The 21,011-nt window shown below is 44.5% G+C and carries 17 protein-coding genes and 1 tRNA gene; 5 read left to right on the plus strand and 13 right to left on the minus strand.

All coding sequences use genetic code 11. From position 1 onward, the window contains the following. Nucleotides 1–123: 123 nt before the first annotated feature. From pheS to Q338_RS02475, 5 genes are all read right to left on the minus strand, one after another. Nucleotides 124–1,119 carry a phenylalanine--tRNA ligase subunit alpha gene (pheS, locus tag Q338_RS02455; protein ID WP_034291644.1) on the minus strand — a complete coding sequence of 332 codons (996 nt, stop codon included), beginning with the start codon at nt 1,117–1,119 and terminating at the stop codon, nt 124–126. A gap of 124 nt (nt 1,120–1,243) precedes the next feature. After that, entirely contained in the window at nt 1,244–2,053 is an 810-nt protein-coding gene (locus Q338_RS02460; RefSeq protein ID WP_051968432.1) for an MOSC domain-containing protein, read from the minus strand. Between the two features lie 26 nt (nt 2,054–2,079). Beyond that, entirely contained in the window at nt 2,080–3,015 is a 936-nt protein-coding gene (locus Q338_RS02465) for a hypothetical protein (protein WP_147293698.1), read from the minus strand. A 126-nt stretch (nt 3,016–3,141) separates the two neighbouring features. After that, nucleotides 3,142–3,576, minus strand: a complete 435-nt coding sequence (locus tag Q338_RS02470) for a hypothetical protein (protein ID WP_034291648.1) — start codon at nt 3,574–3,576, stop codon at nt 3,142–3,144. 57 nt (nt 3,577–3,633) lie between these two features. Next, nucleotides 3,634–4,371 carry a pseudouridine synthase gene (locus Q338_RS02475; protein WP_034291649.1) on the minus strand — a complete coding sequence of 246 codons (738 nt, stop codon included), beginning with the start codon at nt 4,369–4,371 and terminating at the stop codon, nt 3,634–3,636. 183 nt (nt 4,372–4,554) lie between these two features. Between Q338_RS02475 and Q338_RS02480 the strand changes: the two genes are divergently transcribed. From Q338_RS02480 to miaB, 4 genes are all read left to right on the plus strand, one after another. Further along, nucleotides 4,555–5,019: an outer membrane lipoprotein gene (locus Q338_RS02480; RefSeq protein WP_034291650.1), complete on the plus strand. Its 465-nt coding sequence runs from the start codon at nt 4,555–4,557 to the stop codon at nt 5,017–5,019. Nucleotides 5,020–5,220: 201 nt separating this feature from the next. Continuing rightward, entirely contained in the window at nt 5,221–6,057 is an 837-nt protein-coding gene (locus tag Q338_RS02485; RefSeq protein ID WP_034291651.1) for a transporter substrate-binding domain-containing protein, read from the plus strand. 345 nt (nt 6,058–6,402) lie between these two features. Continuing rightward, nucleotides 6,403–7,227 carry a substrate-binding periplasmic protein gene (locus Q338_RS02490; protein ID WP_169815834.1) on the plus strand — a complete coding sequence of 275 codons (825 nt, stop codon included), beginning with the start codon at nt 6,403–6,405 and terminating at the stop codon, nt 7,225–7,227. A 143-nt stretch (nt 7,228–7,370) separates the two neighbouring features. After that, nucleotides 7,371–8,693, plus strand: coding sequence for a tRNA (N6-isopentenyl adenosine(37)-C2)-methylthiotransferase MiaB (gene miaB, locus Q338_RS02495; RefSeq protein WP_034291653.1), 1,323 nt, complete (start codon nt 7,371–7,373; stop codon nt 8,691–8,693). Nucleotides 8,694–8,747: 54 nt separating this feature from the next. Here the strand turns inward: miaB and ppx are convergent, their stop codons facing one another. Continuing rightward, nucleotides 8,748–10,241: an exopolyphosphatase gene (gene ppx, locus Q338_RS02500; RefSeq protein WP_034291654.1), complete on the minus strand. Its 1,494-nt coding sequence runs from the start codon at nt 10,239–10,241 to the stop codon at nt 8,748–8,750. A gap of 472 nt (nt 10,242–10,713) precedes the next feature. Here ppx and Q338_RS02505 point away from each other — a divergent pair, with 472 nt between their 5' ends. After that, a complete protein-coding gene (locus tag Q338_RS02505; RefSeq protein WP_034291699.1) occupies nt 10,714–12,243 on the plus strand; it encodes an AmpG family muropeptide MFS transporter in 1,530 nt (509 codons plus the stop codon). 227 nt (nt 12,244–12,470) lie between these two features. Here the strand turns inward: Q338_RS02505 and Q338_RS02510 are convergent. From Q338_RS02510 to Q338_RS02540, 7 genes are all read right to left on the minus strand, one after another. Then, a tRNA-Ile gene (locus tag Q338_RS02510) sits at nt 12,471–12,546 on the minus strand. Nucleotides 12,547–12,647: 101 nt separating this feature from the next. Continuing rightward, nucleotides 12,648–14,531 carry a monovalent cation:proton antiporter-2 (CPA2) family protein gene (locus tag Q338_RS02515; RefSeq protein ID WP_034291655.1) on the minus strand — a complete coding sequence of 628 codons (1,884 nt, stop codon included), beginning with the start codon at nt 14,529–14,531 and terminating at the stop codon, nt 12,648–12,650. A 169-nt stretch (nt 14,532–14,700) separates the two neighbouring features. Beyond that, nucleotides 14,701–15,840: a GDSL-type esterase/lipase family protein gene (locus Q338_RS02520; protein WP_034291656.1), complete on the minus strand. Its 1,140-nt coding sequence runs from the start codon at nt 15,838–15,840 to the stop codon at nt 14,701–14,703. Then, a complete protein-coding gene (locus tag Q338_RS02525; RefSeq protein WP_051968434.1) occupies nt 15,833–16,924 on the minus strand; it encodes an SGNH/GDSL hydrolase family protein in 1,092 nt (363 codons plus the stop codon). Before Q338_RS02525 ends, Q338_RS02520 begins: the two co-directional genes overlap by 8 nt. Continuing rightward, nucleotides 16,911–18,350: an MBOAT family O-acyltransferase gene (locus Q338_RS02530; RefSeq protein WP_034291657.1), complete on the minus strand. Its 1,440-nt coding sequence runs from the start codon at nt 18,348–18,350 to the stop codon at nt 16,911–16,913. Before Q338_RS02530 ends, Q338_RS02525 begins: the two co-directional genes overlap by 14 nt. Nucleotides 18,351–18,454: 104 nt before the next feature. Further along, nucleotides 18,455–18,667: a YbdD/YjiX family protein gene (locus tag Q338_RS02535; protein WP_034291658.1), complete on the minus strand. Its 213-nt coding sequence runs from the start codon at nt 18,665–18,667 to the stop codon at nt 18,455–18,457. Further along, nucleotides 18,657–20,747 (minus strand): carbon starvation CstA family protein, encoded by a 2,091-nt coding sequence (locus tag Q338_RS02540; RefSeq protein ID WP_034291659.1) that lies wholly within the window; start codon nt 20,745–20,747, stop codon nt 18,657–18,659. The genes Q338_RS02535 and Q338_RS02540 overlap by 11 nt, the downstream gene beginning before the upstream one ends. Between the last annotated feature and the right edge of the window lie 264 nt (nt 20,748–21,011).

The raw sequence follows: 21,011 nt of genomic DNA on the forward strand, positions 1-21,011 counted from the left end.
AGTTCGCTCAATTCAGTCATATTGGATTAGTCGTGAGAAAATTAATACGATACCACTGAATTGATGCGGACTTCTTTTTTTATTGTACTTTTTTTGTCGTGTACTGAAAGGCTGCCTGAAAACTTATTTCTGAAACTGCTTCAAAAAATTCAAGTCATTATCAAAGAACAAACGCAAATCGTTCACGCCATAACGCAACATCGCAAAGCGGTCTAAACCAATGCCAAAGGCGAAACCCGTGTATTTTTCAGGGTTTATGTTCACATTTTTCAAGACGTTGGGGTGAACCATGCCACAGCCGCCCACTTCCAGCCATTTGCCGTTGTCGCCCATGATGTCAATCTCGGCAGACGGCTCGGTAAACGGGAAAAAGGACGGACGGAAACGCACTTGCAAATCATCGCGTTCAAAAAAGTTGCGGATAAAATCGGTAAACACCGCTTTCAAATCGGCAAAACTCACGCCTTCTTCCACCCACAAACCTTCGCATTGGTGGAACATGGGCGAGTGGGTTGCGTCCGAATCCACGCGATACACGCGCCCTGGGGCGATGATGCGAATGGGCGGATTTTGCTTGTCCAGCATATAGCGGATTTGAATGGGGGACGTGTGGGTACGCAGCACATCGCCATTTTCCACATAAAAGGTGTCTTGCATGGCGCGCGCGGGGTGGTTTTGCGGAATATTCAGGGCTTGGAAATTGTGAAAATCGTCTTCAATTTCAGGCCCATCGGCAACGTCAAAACCCATGCCGTGAAACAGCTCCACCACGCGCTGTAAAGTCAAAGTAACGGGGTGCAAACCGCCAGCACTTTGCCCACGCGCAGGCAGGGTAATGTCCAACGCCTCTGCCGCGAGTCGTGCTTGTAATGTTTGTTCTTCTAATTGGGCGCGTTTGTTGTCGTAGGCTGCCTGAAATTGGTTTTTGCATTCGTTGATGTGTGCGCCCACGGTTTTGCGTTCTTCGGGCGACATCTGCCCCAGTTGTTTCAATAAAACATTCAGTTCGCCTGTTTTGCCCAAATATTGGGCTTTGACGAGTTCAAGTGTTTGTTGGTCGGCGGCGTTGGCGATGGCGGCAATGCCGTTTTGGGTGATTTGGGTGGCGTTGTTTTGCATAATGAATTTGATTTTTCAGAAATAAAAAAATGCGCTATTTTAACGCATTTTTGGGCTTTCAGGCAGCCTGAAAAGGGGAAAATCATCGCATTTGCCCATTCCATTCAGGCTGCCTGAAATAAAATTATTCAATAATTTCAATACTATCGCCCACGCGCAACACCCCCGATTGTCGCGTTCGCATATTCATGCCAAACACCGCGCCACGATGTTTGGCTAAATACGCAAGAGGTTGTTGTTGCGGATGTTTTTCTAAAGTATGAACATCTATCGTGGTCAAAACACAGCGTTTGCACGGTTTAAATAACTCAAATTCTGTCGTGCCAATGCGAATGCGTCGCCATTTTTCTTCCGCCCACGCTGCCGCGCCGTCCAGCACCACATTGGCGCGAAAACGATTCATATCAAAATGTTCGCCCAAAATCGCATTCAAATCCGCCAAACTCGCCGCATTGGTCAGCAAAAACGGCGCACCATCGGCAAAAGAAAGCGGCGTATCGGGCGGTAACAGCCGCGTACTGCGTTCGCCCAACCAAAACAAGCGCACCGCCTGCCCCAGTTTTGCCGACAACCATTCGTCCGCCGCCGTGTCGCCCGAATAAGCGGTAAACGTGTCTTGCCAAACTTGCACGGGCGCGATTTCGGTGTAATCTTTTGAATAAACAGATAAACTGTCGCCATCAGGCGCAATCATTTTCAGGCTGCCTGCATGGGTTTCGGTGTGAAAATGCAATAAAATGGGCAATTTTCGCGCGGTGATAAACGCGCCATTGGCTTGAGCAATCAGCCATTCGCGGTCGTGGCGCAAACCAATGGGCGAAAAATCCGCTACGTTTATCGCCACGCCGCGCATGGATTTCACAGGGTAATGATTTAATTCAATAATATTCATAATCAAGGCAGCCTGAAAATAGGGAAAACTGGATTTTCTCATATTTTCAGGCTGCCTGAATGAAATTATTATTTTTGAAAATGCGTTTGGCGGAATTTTTGTTGCGCCACAAAACGCTCTTCGCCGCGCCCACCTTGCAAACGCGCGATTTTTTTCGCTTCTTCAATCATGGGGACTAATTTGCTGTTGGGGTATTGCTTGGCATAATCTGCCCATTTTTTCTCAATTTCGGCAAATTCTGCCACTTCATCAGACAAAATCGGCTCATGATTCAAAGCAACGGGCATTTCTTCATTGCCAAACAAAAACAAATCGGCGTATTCATTGAATTTCGCTTTGGCTTCATTCTGATACGCGCTATTGGGGTGCTGCTGCAAAAAGTTTTCCCACGCCGAAACGCGTTCCGATAAATGCTTCCATTGCACCACCACATTGTCTTCGGTGGGTTTGGGGGCGCGTTCTTGCGCTTGCAGACGAATATAGTTATCCACATCGGGACTGGCTTTGCCTGTAAACAAATTTTGATAATAATCAGGGGTTTCCTGAATCGCCATCACGCCCATGCCCGAATCCACCAACATTAAATTAGCCTGTGCCAATTTATCTATAAACTGCTTCATTTCGCCGACAGGCACACGCGGTTCGTTGGGTTCGGGGTCGCTTGCCATATCCTGCCAATTTTTGGGGTCATCGTAGTTTTCCAAAAAATTGGCGTGTTGCGCATTCAATTTGGTAACATAGGTGTGAACGCGTTGATGGTGGTCGCGGTAAAGCTGGTCGGCTTGCGTGGCGGTGGCGTTTTGCAATTGGCTTTTAAGAGATTGATTTAATTTAATCAATTCCGCATATTCGCCTGTGGCTTCTGCCTGTTTGCCCGCATTCACATTACCCAAAGAAACGGCTTGGTTTTTGTCTTGGTTTTGTGCTGGCGTTTGCTCGGTGCGTGGCGGCTCGCAAGCGGTCAGCACCAGCAAGCTGGCTAAAGTAATAATTTGTTTTTTCATGATGTTTCTCGTGATGATGGAAAACCAAATTATAAACACAACGGCATAAAACAACAAAAATAGGCTGCCAAAAAACATCAAATTGTCGCATTTAACGAAAATTTAACATTTTCAGGCAGCCTGAAATTATTTCCGTGTCTGAAAGGTAGCCTGAAAATGCTGCCCATCTACTTGCCACGTCATTATCCAATCGTGCCGCGATTGCGTACACAAGGGCAAACGCACACCTTGCGCCAACCACACACCATCGGCTTGTTTTTCCAAGACAAATCGGTTAAAACCCATGTCCATATCGCGCATGGTAAACGAAGCGTGGATTTCACGCACATTCGGCGGCACATTTGCGGCGCGTATCGTGAACAGCGTTTTGTTGTCGCCCACGCCCACCAATTGCATACTCGCGCCCTGATTGCCAAAGGGACACGCCATTTGTGAAATTTGGCAATCCATTGATTGCACAGGTTTTTGATTGCCCTGCCACCACAGCAACATAGCGATTTTGATTGCCGCAAACACCAGCAAACCAACCGCTAATATTATCCATTTTTTTTGATTATTCATAAACTTAACCCTTTCAGGCAGCCTTATTTTTGTAGGGTAATGAAGGCAGCCTGAAAACTAAAACCGCTCATTTGCGCCCAAATACCGCCATTTTCCAGTCGGCAACGTGCCCAATTTCACTTTTCCAATCCGAATCCGCTTCAAACCCACCACGCGCAAACCAACCAATTCGCACATACGCCGAATTTGCCGCTTTTTGCCCTGTTTTAACACGAAACGCAATTGGTCTTCGTTTTGCCATTCCACTTTGGCGGGGCGCAATTTTTCGCCGTCCAAACTCAAACCGTGATTGAGCAAAGCCAAACCGTTTTCCGTCAATTTGCCTTTCACGCGCACCAAATATTCTTTTTCGCTGTCGCTGTGTTCGCCGATTAATTGTTTTGCCACGCGCCCATCTTGGGTCAAAACCAGCAAGCCCACCGAATCAATGTCCAGCCGTCCAGCAGGGGCTAAACCTTTTAATTGACTGGTTTCAAAGGGAATTTTACTCGTGTCGCCGTCCCAATGATTTTCCGCCGTGATTAATTCAATGGCGGCGCGGTATTCTTTTTCAGGCTGCCCACTTACATAACCCACTGGTTTATTTAATAAAATGGTAACGCGTTTGGCTTGTTGTTGATGGGCGCATTTATCCAAATCAATGCGGTCGCTCGGCACAACTTTTTGCCCCAACACCGCCACCACGCCATTGACTTTCACCAAACCCTGTTCAATATACGAATCGGCTTCGCGCCGCGAACAGATTTTTAATTCCGCCATGCGTTTGGATAGGCGTATTGCTTCAAATTCTGACATATTCAGGCTGCCTGAAAATTAAAAAAGACCATTATAACTGAATTATTATCGCTGCTTAATATAAGCGTAAACATAATTTAATTCATCATTAACATAAAATTGCGCTGCGCCCAATTGTGCTTTTCAGGCTGCCGTGTTATCGTAATCTTTTTTAATTAACAATAATTTAGGAATACTCAAATCATGAAAAAACAAGTGATTTTAACCGCACTCATCGCCGCCTTTGCCGTTACAGGTTGCGCCAACAAATCGGTGTATAGCGGCAATGTCTATACAGGCAGCCAAGCCAAAGAAGCGCGTGGCATTAGCTATGGCACGATTGTTTCCGTGCGCGAAGTGCAAATCCAAGCCCCTAGCTCTGGCGTGATTGGCACAACGGCTGGCGGCGCGATTGGCGGCATTGCTGGCTCCAGCATGGGCGGCGGACGTGGTAGCGATTTGTTGGGTGTATTGGTTGGCACAGTTGGCGCGGTGGTGGGCAATAAAATTGAACAAGGTTTGAGCAAAGTTACTTCTTTGGAGATGGTAATTCGCAAGGATGATGGTTCGGAAATTGTCGTGGTACAGAAAAAAGAAGCAGGTTTAACACGTGGTGCGCGTGTACGTTTGGTGGGCACATCTTCAGATGTAAATGTATCACCACTGTAAAGGTAAATTTGGTGCATAAACCAGTCTAAAATTATATTACTGTAGACAGGATTATCTCCTAAATGTTTGTTATTGCATAATATAAATATTATCTGCTATAATCATCATTAATTTTTCAGGCAACCTGAATGTTTTAGTAATGTTTACTTAAATATTCAGGCTGCCTGAAATCTTAATGACTGTATTCACAAGGAATTGATTATGAAACGCTTTGCAATAACACTCCTGTTTGGTTCACTTTTATTGGCAGCCTGTAATGCTGATGACACCACATCAGATACTGTAAGCGCATCACAATCTTCTGCAGTCAGTATTGCTAGTATGCCTGTTCTCACAGAAAATCTCCCTACTTACAACATACGTTTTGCCAATGAACCTTATCCACCCTTTAATATTTTGATGCCCAATAATACATTTGAAGGCTTGGAAACGGATATATTGCAAGCAATTGCCAAAAAACAAGGCTTCAAAATATATACCCAACCTTATGTGTGGGATGTGATTTTTAAAGATTTCAAACAATCTAATTCACATATGGTTGGCGGTGGTTTAGCCAGTGAAGATTTTGATTTGAGTGAAATCGCATTAAGTAAAGCCTATATGCGTTCCCCTGATTGTGTAGTTGCTACCCATGCTAAAAAATTACAAGATTGGCACAAACGTAAAATTATTACAGTCAGCAGTGATGAATTAGATGATAGTTTAATTGAAGATTATCAAGTTAAACGGCGTAATATTCATAATGTACGTACACAATACCAAGCATTAGGTGGTTTACTAAATAAACAAGCAGATGTTACCATTAGTGATTGCCATGTTTTAAAATACCATATTTATGGTACGTTAAAAAATCAAAGCTTTGTTATTAAAGAATTGTCCATTGAGCCACATGATACATCTTATGATTTGGTTTTTGGTGTACACAAAGATGAAAAGGAATTATTAAAGAAAATCAATGCAGGTATTGAACAATTAAAACAAAGTGGTGAAATAGATAAAATCATCAAAAAATGGACTACCGAACAAACTAATCCCTAATTTTTTGTCATTTACTGTGTAAATTGAGTATAATTTTAGAACCTGTGTTTGTAAGATTGATGGCTTGATTTTATTGACAATCCTTGCGAATACAAGGTAACTTTTCATGCTAATATTGAGCATATTAGCGTGGAAAAGCCAATGAATGCAGTAGGCGCAGGAAGTGGCGATAAAAGCAAGCTATTAAGATTATGAACACAGGTTCTTAAACCTTTACAATTCTTATTTTTACACTTGAAAGTAAATTTCTTAAAAATTCAAATAAGTAAAACTTTTAATTGTTAAATTTGAGGAATTTTGCAAAGGTTTCAGGTTGCCTTTTTGAAAATTCTAATGGAGAAATTAATGATGAAAAATCTAACCATAACTTCTCTGCTGAGTATTTTATTACTCGTGGCATGTGATGATTCACCACCATCAAATTCAAACAATAAGGCAGCTTCAGCTATTAATACCCTTGCAGTTGCACAAAATTTACCTGTTTATACCATTCGTTTTTCCCATGTATCTTATCCGCCCTTTAATATGATGAGATCTGATGGAACTTTGATGGGATTGGAGAGCGATGTTTTGAATGCAATTGCCAAACAGTCAGGTTTTCGTATACAAGCGCAGCCTTATGTATGGAAGATAATTTTTAAAGATTTGAAAAAATCCAATGTACATTTAGTGGGGGGCGGCTTGGTGGAAGAAGATTTTGATTTAACAGAATTGGTTTTGAGTAAGCCTTATATGCGTTCCCTTGATTGTGTGGTTGCTCAACAGCCTAAATATTTAGAAGATTGGTATAAACGCAAAATTGTTACTGTAGAAAGTGATGAATTAGATGAAAGTCTAATAGAAAATCATCAAGTCAAACAAGATAATATTAAAAATGTATACACACAATATCAAGCATTAAGCATGATTTTAGATAAGAAAGCTGATGTTGTTGTTAGTGATTGTCATGTTTTGAAATACTATATTTATGGTTCATTGCAAAATCAAGAATTTTTTATTAAAGAGTTATCCATTGATGAAGGTGATACATCTTATGATTTGGTTTTTGGGGTACGCAAAGATCAAACGGAATTATTAAATAAAATCAATATAGGTATTGAACAATTAAAACAAAGTGGCGAAATGGATAAAATCATCAAAAAATGGACAAGTAAACAAAATCATCGCTAATTTTTGTCATTTATCGTGTAAATTGAGTATAATCCGTTTTTTCCCTTTTCAGGCTGCCGTGTGTTTTCAGGCAGCCTGAAAAATTTTTTTTAATCAGATGAATCAGCCCCGCAATTACGGGCTACCTGACGAAAGCACAAACCATGAAAAAAGTTTTTATCCGCACCTTTGGCTGCCAAATGAACGAATACGACAGCGAAAAAATGCTCTCCGTATTAGCCGAAGGCGATGAATTGGAACAGGTTTCCGAACCCGAACAAGCCGACATCATTTTGTTCAACACCTGCTCGGTGCGCGAAAAGGCGCAAGAAAAGGTGTTTTCCGATTTGGGTCGCGTAAAACATCTGAAAAAACAAAATCCCAATTTAATCATTGGCGTAGGCGGTTGCGTGGCATCGCAAGAGGGTGAAGCCATTGTGCAACGCGCCCCTTATGTGGACGTGGTGTTTGGTCCCCAAACCCTGCACCGCTTGCCCAAAATGATTATGGACAAGGAAACCACAGGCTTGTCGCAAGTGGACATTTCCTTTCCCGAAATTGAAAAATTTGACCACCTGCCCCCTGCGCGTGTGGAAGGCGGCAGCGCGTTCATTTCCATTATGGAAGGCTGCTCCAAATATTGCAGTTTCTGCGTGGTGCCTTATACGCGCGGCGAAGAATTTTCGCGTCCACTCAATGATGTTTTGACGGAAATTGCGGGCTTGGCGCAACAAGGCGTGAAAGAAATCAACCTGTTGGGGCAAAACGTGAACGCCTATCGCGGCGCAATGGACGATGGCGAAATTTGCGATTTTGCGACTTTATTGCGGATTGTGCATGAAATTCCTGAAATTGAGCGCATTCGTTTTACCACCAGCCACCCACGCGAATTTTCAGACGCGATTATTGAATGCTACCGTGATTTGCCCAAATTGGTGTCGCATTTGCATTTGCCGATTCAAAGCGGCTCCGACCGCGTGTTGAGCGCGATGAAACGCGGCTACACGGCTTTGGAATACAAATCCATTATCCGCAAATTGCGTGCCATTCGCCCTGATTTGTGTTTGAGTTCGGATTTCATTGTCGGTTTCCCCGGGGAAACGGAACGCGAATTTGAGCAAACTTTGAAATTGGTTAAAGACATTGCTTTTGATTTGAGTTTTGTGTTCATTTACAGCCCACGCCCTGGCACACCAGCCGCGAATCTGCCAGACGATACGCCCCACGAAGAAAAAGTCCGCCGCTTGGAAGCCTTGAACGAAGTGATTGAGGCGGAAACGGCACGCATCAACCAAACCATGCTCGGCACAATCCAACGCTGCTTGGTGGAAGGCGTGTCCAAAAAAGACCCTGATATGTTGCAAGCGCGTACCGCCAATAATCGCGTGGTCAATTTTTTTGGCGATGTGTCGCTGATTAACCAAATGGTGGAAATTGAAATCACGGAAGCGTTTACGTTCAGTTTGCGTGGCGAATTGGTGGAATAATGTTTTCAGGCTGCCTTATTGATTTTTTGCAATCAAGGCAGCCTGAAAACTTTTTTACTCAATCATTTGTACTTCAAACACACGCCCAATTTTCGCCCATTCGGCTTTTTCTGTGGTCAAAGCGGCGGAGGTAAGCGGATTCTCTTCCAGCCAAGTTCGTGAAATTTTCAACACAAAACCATTGCCTTGCGCACTCAACATCGTGTTTTGCGGCAGAGACAAATCCAGTCGCGCCCGACAAAACAGTACCGCCAAACGCAATGCCAATACGGCATACCACAACATCGGTTTTTCGGGCAACACATCTGCCATTTTTTTCAAATCGCCGCGTTGCCCCAAAGTGATGTTTGCCAACAAATCTTGTTCGGCGCGTGAAAAACCTGACATATCGGCGTTTGCGAGAATATACGCCGTGTGTTTGTGGTAGCCCATGTGGGCAATGTCCAGCCCAATTTCGTGCAACATTGCCGCCCAATGTAAATAATTTCCCCAATAATCAAATTCTTGCAAAGAATGCGCTTGCGCCAAACCTGTTAAAAATTGTTTTGCCAATTCGCCCACGCGCTTGGCTTGATTTTTGCTGACATGGTAGCGTTCTTGGAATTGCGCCGCCGTTTCATCGCGCAAATCTTCTTCTAAACTTCTGCCAATAAAATCAAAGAATAAGCCATCGCGTAACGCGGCTTCGGTAAACGCCATTTGCTTGATGTCCAATTCCATAAACGCCGCCATCATCACCGCCAAACCGCCTGCAAACACGTCTTCGCGCTCTGATTTTAATCCCGATAATTTGGCTTTTTTTACGCTGCCTGCGTCCACGATTTTCGCCATTAATTTGTTCATGGTGACGAGCGTAATGCCTTGTTCAGACAAGTTTTCGGCGGCAATCACATTGGCAATCGCTTTTGCCGTGCCTGATGTGCCGAGTGTGATGTCCCAGCCTGTGCGTTTGTAAATTTTGCTGATTCTTTGAATTTCGCCACGCGCTGATGTGATGGCAGCCTGAAAATCTTTTTCATTGATTTTATTAACAAAAAATTTATTGGAATAGGTAACGCAGCCCATAGGCAAACTTTCCAATTTTTCAGGCTGTGCTTGGCTGCCGATAATGAATTCGGTGGAGCCGCCGCCAATGTCAATAATCAGCATTTTTTGCCCGTGATTGGGGTAGGTATGCACCACGCCTGTGTAAATCAGGCGGGCTTCTTCGTGTCCCGCGATGATTTCAATGGGGAAGCCCAAAGCGGCTTCGGCTTGCGGCAAAAATTGTTTGATGTTTTTGGCGACACGGAAAGTATTAGTCGCCACCACGCGCACATTTTCGGGCGCAAAACCACGCAGCCGCTCGCCAAATTGCGCCAAACACGCCAAAGCACGTTGTTGGCTGGCTTCGTCCAAATGTTTGCGCTCGTCCAAGCCGCCTGCCAATCGCACCATTTGTTTGATGTTTTCAATCACTTGTGGTTGTCCGCCATTGTTTTGGCAGATTTGTAAACGAAAGCTGTTTGAGCCTAGATCTACGGTGGCGAGCATGGGTAATGGGTTCATAGTTAATCCTTAAAGTTTAATCCTTTGGTTTGTCAATTTGGTTTTCAGGCTGCCTGATGGTATACGATAAAATTCACGTAGGGTGCGTACCACGCACCAATTTTGTGGGTCATTCGGTGCGTGGTACGCACCCTACGTCTTAAGCCAAATACAAAAATACCAACCATTTCATTCACAAAAAATAAAATCGTTCAGGCAGCCTGAAGATTAAATTTTGTAAAGACCACGAAACCGAAATGGTAACACAAGCCCACAAAATCAGCAGCAAAACCGCACAAATCCACACTTTCAGGCAGCCTGAAAATTCATTTTGCAGCTAAATCAAATAATAAAAATAGGCTTATTAAAATTGTATGATTTTTACAACGATTACTAATTAATTTACAAACTCTTGCACAATAGACAACACACTCACAGCATGGCGCAATCTCGCTATAATCCAGCCCATTTCAATTTGCCATACCCTATCACCATGAAAACCACCGCCTTTTTTACGCGAGAACATTTTGCGCCTTATTTTGACCGCCGTGCACTGACAATGTTGTTTTTGGGCTTTGCTGCGGGTTTACCAGGGCAGCTTATTTTTGCCACGCTGGGGCTGTGGCTGCAAGAAGCAGGCATTGAACGCAAAATGGTTACCATGTTTAGCTGGGCGGGTTTGGGTTATTCATTTAAATTTGTCTGGTCGCCTTTGGTGGACACGCTGGTGTTGCCGTATTTGACGAAATCTTTGGGGCGGCGGCGCAGTTGGTTGCTGGCTTCGCAAATCATGATGGCGACTTCGGTGTGTGTGATGGCGTTTACCGACCCATCGCATTCTGCGGCGAGTTTGACGACAATGGCGTTGGCGGCGGTGTGTTTGGGTTTTTCGTCTGCCACGCAAGACATTGCGATTGACGCGTATCGCATTGAATCTGCGCCGAATGATATTGCGCTGCAATCTATTATTTCATCAACTTATGTGATGGGCTATCGTTTTGGCATGATTTTGACGGGTGCAGGCAGCCTGAAATTGGCAGACTGGCTGGGCAGTACGCAACAAAATTATCAATACGGCGCATGGCAAACGACTTATATTGTGATGGCAATTATTATTGCCGCCTGTACGCTCGGCACATTGTGGGCAAAAGAGCCGCCTGTCGCTGCCGAACAGCAAAATCGTTTCCCGACACGCGATAATGTGCGTTTGGTGCTGATGTTTATTTTATCGGTATTGGGATTGGTGTTTGCCTATCGTTTTTTAGGCGATGTGTTGCCTGCTGGCAATAAAAAAGCCCCTTTGTTTACATTTTTAATGGAAAGTACGCGTTTGATGGGGTCATTGGCGGTGGCTGCGTTGGTGGGCTGGGTGAGTGTGCAGGTGGGCGTGGTACGCAAAGAAGTGGCATTGAAAACATGGGTTGAACCCGTTACCGATTTTTTCCATCGTTATGGTAAACGTGCGTTGTTGTTGTTGGCATTGATTGGTTTGTACCGTATTTCAGACGTGGTGGCGGGGGTGATTAGCAATGTGTTTTACGCCGAATTGGGTTTCTCCAAAGACGATATTGCCAATGCGGTGAAAACCTTTGGGGTGATTATGAGCATTATGGGGGGCTTGTTGGGTGGTTTATTGGCACAGCGTTTTGCCGTGATGAAAATGATGATGTTGGGGGCGATTTTGGCGGCGGCGAGCAATTTATTGTTTATTGTGCTGGCAAATTCGGGCAAGGATTTTGCAATTTTCTATTTTGCGGTGGGCATAGACAATTTAGCGGGTGGTTTGGCGAGCAGTATTTTTATTGCATTTTTATCCTCATTAACCAATATTCGCTTTAGTGCGGTGCAATACGCGCTCTTTTCTTCCATGATGACTTTATTGCCCAAAGTATTGGGGGGGTATTCGGGGGCGATTGTAGATGGGATTGGTTATTCGGGATTTTTCGGTTTTACTGCTGCATTGGGTGTGCCGATTTTGGGTTTGATTTGGTGGGCAGAGCAGGCTTTATTCCGTAAATCTTAGAACCTGTGTTCGTAAGATTGATGGCTTGATTTTATTGATAATTCTTGCGAATACAAGGCGGCTTTCCATGCCAATATTGAGCATATTGGTGTGGAAAGCCAACGCAGTAGGCGCATGAAGTAGCGATAAAATCAAGCTATTAAGATTATGAACACAGGTTCTTAATGATTCAGGCAGCCTGAAAACTAAATAACCGCGTGAAATACAGATTTCACGCGGTTTTGATTTGGTAGGGCGGGTGGGGTTCGAACCCACGACCAAGGGATTATGAGTCCCCTGCTCTAACCCCTGAGCTACCGCCCCTTTGGGTTAGGAAGCGCGGATTTTACCGTTATTCCCAGCAATGGGCAAGTTTTCAGGCTGCCTTTTACGTTAAAATACATTCAAGGCAGCCTGAAACCCCATCACGAAATGCCTTTTTTCAATTTTACCCAGCTATTTGGGTTTTCTTCCCATTCCACTTTATCGCCACGCATAATCGCTTGCATCATCGCTTTGGTTTCCATGTCAATTTCACGCGCTTTATTGAGCAGTTCTTCATTGGCAAAAATGGAAATTTCAGGGTTGTGTAATTCTGCCAAAGTGTCCAACTGATAACGCTCACGAGCTTCATAAAATTGTGATAATTCAATCACTTGTTCTTGTGGTAAGCCCAGTTGGTGCATCACAATGCAGCCTGCGTGTTGCGCAGCATCTGCTGTTTCACGCACAATATAATCTGCACCTGCATAATGCAAATCATAGGCGTGCAAACTGTCATGTGCTCGTGCAATAATGGTTAAATGTGGATAATTATGGCGTGCATATTTCACTATATCACGTGATTGTTTGTCATCGCCTACACACACAATCAGCAATTTTGCCTTATGTAAACCGACTGTATTCAATAATTCATGCCGTGTCGCATCGCCATAATAGGTTTTAATGCCGTATTTGGTTAAGCCGTCCACTACTTCTGCATGATTGTCAATCACAGTCGTGTGAAAACCACATGAAATCAGTATATTATTAATTTGATGTCCAAATTGTCCATACCCCAATAAAATCACGGGGTTTTCCGAATCCACCGTATCATGTGGACGCTCTTCGTTTTCCTGACGAATGGCGCGCGCCGATAACACTTTATCATAAAAAATAAACAATAAAGGCGTTAAAACCATAGACAATGCCACCACCAAAGACACGCTATCGTGCAATTCCACAGGCAACAAACGGTGTTGATTCGCAATAGACAACAATACAAAACCAAATTCCCCCGCCTGCGCCAAACTTAAAGCAAACAATTGCCCACCCAAAGAAGGCAGCCTGAACAATTTACCCAAACACCACAGCACCAACGCTTTCACCGCCAACAAACCCAAAGTCATGCCCACAATCACAAAAAACTGTTGCCCCAACAGTTTAAAATTCATGCTCGCGCCCACCGTGATGAAAAACAAACCCAAAAACAAACTTTTAAATGGGTGTAAATGACTTTCCATTTCATGACGATACGAACTATTCGCCAACGCCACCCCCGCAATAAACGCCCCCAATGCAGGCGACAAACCCACCAATGACATCAACGCCGCAATCCCAACCACCAATGCCAATGTGAAAATCATAAAAATTTCATGCAATTTGCTTTTCACAATCAAACGCAACACAAGTGGCACCACATAACGCACCAGCAATAAAATCAACACTATCGCCGCCACGCTCACCAAAGCCACCACCCAGCCCGCCTGATTTGCCATTAAATTGCCTGCACCATGTGTCTCCACTTCAGCCGCCTTGCCCACCGCCAGTAGGGGCAACAATGCCAACATCGGAATCGCCGCCACGTCCTGAAACAGCAAAACCGCAAAACCAGCTTGTCCGCCAGCCGTGCCAAGCAATTGTTTTTCCGAAAAAGTTTGCAATACAATCGCCGTAGAAGACAGGGCAAGCACACAACCCACCACCACCGCAATTTGCCAACGATAACCTAAAGTCATCGCAATCCCTGCCACCACCCCCAAGGTCAGCAGCACTTGCAAACCACCCAAACCCAATAATTTATGCCGCATTTGCCACAACATCTGCGGTGCCAATTCCAAGCCCACCAAAAACAACATCATCACCACGCCAAATTCGGCAATATGTTGAATCGATTCTGCTTCTTTGCCCACAATCCCAAATACAGGACCAATGCAAATCCCTGCCAACAAATAACCCAACACTGAACCCAGCCCAAATTTTTGGCACAACAACACGGCAGTTACTGCAAAAAAGAAATAGGCAGATGTGTACAATAATAACTCTGTCATATAAGTAAAATCTCCTAATTATCAAATGGTTATGTAAAATAATATGTGTAAAAAAGCTGCCTGAAAAAACAAGTTTCGCCAATTGTGCAAAACGCTGTTTTCAGGCAGCCTTTTATTTTTTTAACCAAATTTACCTTATCTGATTGAATCCAATATAACATAATTATAGCTATTCCGCTATATTAATAATTGCTTTTGACAATAATTTACCTAATTCACGATAGCCATCGGCAGTAAAATGCACGCCATCTTTTTGCGCCAAACCCTTGTTTTGCCAAGATTTCATACTGCACACGCCACCCATCGCATTCTGCCACGACCAAAACCACACGCCTTCGGATTGCGCCAAATCTTGTTGCATTTTTTGCACATCGTTTAAACGCGGCGCACGCGTGCCACACCAACCCGCGTCGTCTGCCAATGATTCGGGTGCACCCAACAGCAAAATCGCGCTTTCAGGCAGCCTGAAACGTATTTCGGCAATCACATCGCGCCAATATTGCCGTGTTTCTGCCAAATTAAGTGTTTGATTAAACGCTTCATTTGTGCCATACGCCAAAATCACCAAATTCGCGCGCGTGTCCGCCAAATCTTTTCCCCAATCTGTGCGCCATTTTTGCGACTGGGTCAATTGCGCCCCATTCAGCCCCAAAGCGGAAAAGATTACGCCCCTATTTGTTTGATTTTCCGTGTGAATTAAACCGATTTCCCAAACATCATTTCCCTGCGGCACAAATTGCACAGGTAAGGCAGCCTGAAAAGAAAAATACTGCCACACATCGCCATGCAAAGCAAATAGACGTGTTATTTTTCCATGATTATCAATGATGTGTAAATCAGATTGTGCGGCGATTGGTTTGACCATCACCGCCATATTTTGCGCATTCAGGCTGCCTGTAAACGCGTTCACACGCAAGGGTGCATTGCCTTGTGAACGAGTAAACACGCCGCCCATCGGAAAATCGCCGCTTGCTTGACGGCTGGTTTGCACCAGCCAAGTATTGTTATCGTAATCTAAAGGGCTATTTTGATATTTGATTTTATTGGGATAATTTGAACCTATGCCGCCATTGCCCCATTTTTCTTGCAAGATTTCACGCACCGTATCGGTCAGCAAACTGCCTGCGGTGTGCGAATCGCCCAGTTGTACGATGCGAAATTTGACCGCTTCGCCGTTGTGTAATTGGCGCAATTTGGCGAGCGCGTGAGATGAGCCATTTCGTTCAATGGCGACATCAGCCGCGAAAATTGGGCGTGTCGCCAAGATGAAAATCAGTAAAATAAATAATGGTTTCAAAATATTATTCATTGTTCAGGCTGCCTGAATCTGTTTGCGGAAGCTGTAAATAACTCACAATATAGTCCGCCACAAATTGCGCCCCACGCGGCGTGAAATGCACCCCATCGGGCGCGCGAATTTTGGTTAATTTACCGTCAATTAAAATGGAATCTTGATAATTCGGTTTACCATCGCTCAATAAATCGCTGGTTTTTAACCACAAAACATGGTCTTTGGTGCCAGACAATTCTTTGGACAATAAATCGTCTAAATAAATCATTTGTTCATTCAAAACAGGACGTTTCATGTGCGGAATGCCCAACCACATCACGCCCGCATTGGCTTGTTTGGCAGCCTGAACAATGCGATTGACACGCGCCAAATATTCGCGTTCCCATTCGGGTGTTTTGAAGGTCAAAGGCGGCTCAAGAATATCACGCGGGTCGTTTGCGCCAATCAAAATCACGACCAATTTCAAATCTTTATGTTGGGCAAAAGTTTGCTCAACGGTGGTGGGCCAATCAAAAAATTTGGGATACGCCAAACCCGTGCTTTGTTTTGCCAAATTGATGGATTGAATCTGATATTGGCTCAACTCTTTTTGCACATAGGGCGCGAAACCTTGCATAATGGAATCGCCTGCAAACAAAACCTTATCGCCTGATTTTAATGGGAAACCATCGTTTAAATTAACCGTTTCAGGCTGCTTGGTTTCGGGGGCGCTGGCTGTGGAAGCCGCAAACACCGTTTCAGGTTTTAAGGCAGCCTGAACGGGTTGGTTTTCGGTGGGTTTGGATTCAAATTTGGCTTGCCAATTTTTATCTTGTTCATTGAATGAGTTGGTCAGATTTTGATAACGCGCCACAAAATAATTCTGCACATCTGCGCCTGAACGCCATGCTGCAAAACGGTTCAGGCTTTCCAAAGGGCTAGCCTGTTGATATTTTTGTTGCCAATAGGTATTGATGGATTGTTGTGCCACCCAAATCGTCAAAATCGCCGCCAACAACAACGCCACATACAACACAGCATATTGGCGTACATGAGCAAATTTCCCTTTTTTCTTGGGAAACACGATGATTTTAGGCTTGGTATCTGGGTCAGAAATGAGCATAGATAAATCCTGGAATGCCCGAAGGCGCAACAATCAATAAAAACAATAAAACCAAAGAGATGGGCATAAACCACAAATAAACAGGTAAACGCTCCAAAGCCCCCACCGCCCAATTAAATCCCCATACCAAAAGACGGTAAGTGCATAATGTTAAAACAAAAATTGTCAATAATAATACCACCGACAAATCAGGCACGCCCCAACCTTGACCGCCCCCAAATAGGGCGACAAACATCAACCGCACTTCTTCCAAACTCTGCGTGCGAAACACCACAAAAGTCGCGCTGACAAAAGATAAAGTCGTCAAAATGCCGAATAATTTGCCAAATGTGATTCGGCGCAACACGGCTTCACGCCCAAACTTTCTGTCCGCCACATTCAACAGCACCAAACCCACGCCGTGCAACAAGCCCCACAGCAAAAAATTCCAACCGTAACCGTGCCAAATGCCCGATAAAGTCATGGCGAGCAGCACATTGATTTGCGTACGCGTAAAACCTGCGCGGCTGCCGCCCAAAGGAATATAGACATAATCGCGTATCCACGCCGATAAAGTCATGTGCCAGCGTTCCCAAAAATCGCGGAGATTATGGGCAATCAAAGGCATGGCAAAATTCTGCGGCAGTTGAAATCCCAACAACATCGCCAGACCCACAACCAAATCGGTATAACCCGAAAAATCCAAAAACAATTGAAATGTGTAACCATAAATGGCGGCTAAAACACTTAAGCCATCGTATTGTAAAGGGTTTTCAAAAACAGGGTTCACCCAATTGTCTGCCAATGCGCTCACCAGCCACCATTTTTTTACCACGCCCAATAATATCAATGAAATGGCTAATGCGGGGCGCACCATATAACGCGCTTGATGGCTATTGAGTTGTGCGCTGATGCCTGTTTGTGCGCCGAGTATGCTTTTTTGCTCGCCAGCCCGAATAATAGGACCAGATGTAATGGTTGGAAAGAAGCTCAAATGTAATAATAAGTTAGGAAAACTTAATCTTAAATGATGTTCTTGTTTATAAAGCGAAACCAAGTAGGCGACAGCCTGAAAAGTATAGTAGGAAATCCCCAATGGCATAATGATGTCCATCAAATCACTTTGTATCCATGTTTTCACGTCTGCGCTAAAAAAATCAAAATATTTGAAAAAAGCCAAATTGATTAATGAGATAAAAATGCCCACACGCAACCAGCGTTTTTTGTATTGGGTATGTGAATGCTTGACGATTTTGCGGGCAATCAGAAAAATCAGCGCGGCAAACCCCACCACCGCCGCCATAAAAAATCCATTGATTTGATACAGCAATGCCAAACTTGTCATCAATAATAATTTATTTTGATGACGTGGAAATTGCCCCATGCTCCAGTACAGCACCAGAAAACACAGCCAAAAAACAGTAAATTCAATGGATAAAAAAGACATGATTTCGGTTTAAAAATAAATTTATCTACAGGGAATCATAACATGAAGGCAGCCTGAAAAGGTTATTCCCTGTTTTCAGGCTGCCTGAAGACCACTCAAATCAATCAACAACACCGTCCGCCATTCGCTCCGCAACGGCGTTTGCGGCAATAATCATGGAATTGCTGCTCGGTCATCACGGGGGCGTTGGGGTTGTGTTTGCGTTGTTGGGCGACATAGTTGGCATAATCGGGTACGCCCACCATTAAATTGGCGGTGTGCCGTGCGGTTTTCCACCAATGTGCCAAACGTGTTTTCAGGTTTAAATTAGGCTTCATGGTTTGAGCTCACGGTTGCAGGCTGCGTGTTGTCGCGGTACACGGCTGGGACTTCTTTTGACGTAGCCCAAGCCACTTTACGCGCTTTCAGGGCAACACGAATGCCGTAAAACGCCACAATCACCACCACCGACATAAACAATACGGTCAAACCCGAATTAATGTAATCATTGAAAATAATACGTGCCATTTCATCGGTGTTTTTGGCGGGTTTCAACACTTCGCCGTTTGCCAAAGCCGCGCTGTATTTATTGGCGTGCGCCAAGAAGCTGATTTTGGCATCGGGGTGGAATAATTTTTGCATGCCCGCAATACAGGTTACAAATAAAACCGCACATGATGGAATCAATGTTACCCACACATATTTGTCGCGTTTCATTTTCACCAGCACCACGCTGCACATAATCAATGCCACGCCCGCCAACATTTGGTTGGCAATGCCAAACAAAGGCCAGAGCGAATTAATGCCGCCCAATGGGTCGGTTACGCCCGTGTACAAGAAATAACCCCACAAAGCCACTGCCATAAATGTCGCAATCAAGTTGGCAGGCAAGCTGTCTGTGTTACCAAATGGTTTGTAGAACACGCTGCCCAAGTCTTGAATCATGAAACGGGCAACGCGTGTCCCCGCGTCCACCGCCGTCAAAATAAATAGGGCTTCAAACAACAGGGCAAAGTGATACCAAAACGCCATCATGCCCGGCCCTGAAATCAGTTGGCTCATGATGTTCGCCATGCCGACCGCCAAAGTAGGCGCACCGCCAGCACGCGACAAAATGGTGGATTCACCCACATTTTTCGCCATATCCAACAAAGCCGTTTCGGTAATAGGGAAACCAATTTTGTTGGTAATCACATTAGCGGCTGTGGCAGCGTCTGTGCCAATTAATGCGGCTGGGCTGTTCATAGCGAAATAAATACCAGGGTCAAGCGCAGTAGCCGCAGCCAACGCCATAATCGCTACAAAACTCTCCATAATCATGCCACCATAACCAATCATGCGTACATGGGTTTCGTTTTCCACCATTTTCGGTGTTGTGCCTGAAGCAATCAGGGCGTGGAAACCCGATACCGCACCACAGGCAATGGTAATAAACAAAAATGGAAACAGGCTGCCTGAAAACACAGGACCTGTGCCATCAATAAATTTGGTTACGGCTGGCATTTGCAAAGTCGGATTCACAATCACAATGCCAATCGCCAAAGCAAAAATGGTACCAATTTTCAAAAAAGTAGACAAATAATCACGTGGTGTCAGCAACAACCACACAGGTAACACAGCAGCCACAAAGCCATAAATCATAATCGCCCATGTGAGCTGAATGCCGTCCAAATCAAATAATTTGCCAAATTCGCTGTGTGCCACGTTTTCGCCAAATACAATCGCGCACATCAGCAAAATAAAGCCGACTACGGAAATCTCGCCAATTTTGCCCACGCGAATGTAACGTGTATAAACACCCATAAACAGGGCAATTGGAATGGTTGCGGCAATGGTAAAGGTTCCCCATGGGCTGTGTACCAAGGCTTTCACAACAATCAATGCCAGCACCGCCATGATAATCACCATAATCATGAGAATACCAATGGACGCAATTACGCCAGCAACCGTGCCAAGCTCTTGTTTCACAATATCGCCTAAAGATTTACCGTCTCGGCGCATGGACACAAACAAGACCATCATGTCTTGCACCGCCCCCGCAAACACCACACCGAAAATAATCCACAAAGTGCCTGGTAAATAACCCATCTGCGCCGCCAATACAGGACCGACTAATGGACCTGCGCCTGCAATCGCCGCAAAATGATGCCCAAACAGCACGCCTTTGTGGGTAGGCACATAGTCCAAACCGTCATTGTGGCGTTCTGCGGGGGTTAAACGATTGGGGTCTAGCTGCATCACGTTTTTGGCGATGTAGAGACTGTAATAACGATAGGCGATAGCGTACACAGAAATGGCGGCAGTAACCATCCAAATCACGCTCACTTGCTCGCCCCTGCTGATGGCTAAAGTGGTGAACGAAGCCACGCCCACAAGCACTACTACGCCCCAGATAAGAAAGTCTTTGAGCTTATTCATGATATTGCTTTCAAAAATAGATTGGATAAAAATATACTACATTCAGTTTCAGGTGGTCCGTGAATGGGTTTCAGGCTGCCTGAAAACAGCAATATCTTAATCTTATTTGACCTATTTTGACAAATCCAAATCAAAAATGTGGTTAATCCACATCAATCCTATGCCGAGTTTAACGAAAATTTACACAAATCAGGCGGTCTGAAAGTTTGTGTAATGTACAGAGAACATCACTTTTTTCATAACAAAATGCACATTTCTGATACA

It is taken from the genome of Alysiella crassa DSM 2578, from assembly GCF_000745955.1.
Taxonomy (GTDB): domain Bacteria; phylum Pseudomonadota; class Gammaproteobacteria; order Burkholderiales; family Neisseriaceae; genus Simonsiella; species Simonsiella crassa.